The 1401-nt window shown below is 53.2% G+C and carries 1 protein-coding gene; it reads right to left on the bottom strand.

The genetic code is table 11. The features are described 5' to 3' along the window. Positions 1 to 967 precede the first annotated feature (967 nt). Positions 968 to 1401: tyrosine-type recombinase/integrase (locus RMSM_RS42295; protein ID WP_236621984.1), on the bottom strand; the 434-nt coding region annotated here is incomplete at its 5' end.

Genomic DNA, 1401 nt, shown 5'->3' with positions numbered 1-1401 from the left:
CCAAAACGGCTAACTAAATCAGCAGTCTCGCAGCGGGGAGAGGTCGAGCAGAGCCTTTAGCGATTGCTCGGGTGAGGGCCCTGTCTCCGGCTTACTTGCACGTAACTATCTGTCCCCCTTCTCGCCGTCGCTGTATTCGTTAGCAGTCGCAGCACGCGAGCGTCATCCCAGCATCACCAAGTCCCGGTAGGGACGAAAGCATCTAGCCCACTGCGTAAGCTGTGGGTTACAGAAACGCCCTAAGAATCAAAGCCCCGAAAGGGGCGACAGCAAACACCGCCGCCACCCGCACGCCTGAAATGCGCAAACGAGAAAATTTGGTAGGAAGATGGAGGTAAGGAAATAAGGCGGCTCATCGATGACCGGAGACCGTGGTAAAGATCATTCAAAATCCCGGTCTCATCCATGAACAACATGTCGATGGAAACGCGGCAGCGACCAACCATCACACCCGCCCTTTCGAAAAGGATCATCTTCCTACCTCCATTTTCCTACCAAGCCTGCGGCATCAATTGCCGCATGGTGAAATTTTCCCAACGTCGTCGCTCCCGTCCAGCCTGTCTAGACGCAACTGGCAGTTACCAACGCACTCCACCGCTAAGTCCAGTCTCCCCGGATCGTCTTCACATCATTCGATATCCACTACCCACACAAGCGATGGTTGCGCGGTCGATTGGAACAGGAGGAAACGAAGGAAACAGAGCCACAAGTCGCCTTTCTCTCCTGTTCCATGATTCTTTTCATTGCCAATCGTCCTGTGCGTCGTGCCTCCCCTTCTCTAGTCTCCTTTGAAAATCCTCAGAGAATTCGCTTGCAACAGCTGTGCCGGTCGCCAATAATCCGATTCTACTTTCGCTGGGGCGGACTTAGAGCGTGCACCCCAGGCAACCGAAGGTGCAGACGCTTACCGCAGTTTCACCTCTTCCCGGCTTCCGTCGGTCCCAGTGGTCTGACGATGACGAATGGCTTAGAAATCCGGCAATGTATCCACGGGGCTTTTAACGGTTTCTCCAAGCTTCGGGCGAATATGAACATATCGCATCGTCGTTTCAATGTCCTTATGTCCCATCAGTTTTTGCACCGTCTGAATGTCTGTTCCCGATTCATCGCGAACAACAAGATGCCCTTCGTCGAAACAAACATCCTTGATCCTCAGCCGACGACACTCCTTGTGTCGCAGCCCTGCTCCGTAGATCAACAGAAACATCAAACGATGAATTCCGACTAATTGCTCAAGCAATCGCTCAATTTCGCCTCGGCTAAACCACACCGGAATCGACTCGCTCGGCCGAACGCGAGTCGAAATGATGGCACCTAGCCTTTTTCCCAACACGCACTGGTATAAAAACATCAGCCCGATTGAGCTTGGCTCTGCGTGCTCGCAGCCACTTTGTTTTCCCC

The sequence above is a fragment of the Rhodopirellula maiorica SM1 genome, assembly GCF_000346295.1.
GTDB lineage: Bacteria > Planctomycetota > Planctomycetia > Pirellulales > Pirellulaceae > Novipirellula > Novipirellula maiorica.
Note: the sequence above shows the minus strand (reverse complement) of the source record. Positions and strands in the feature narration are given on the sequence as shown.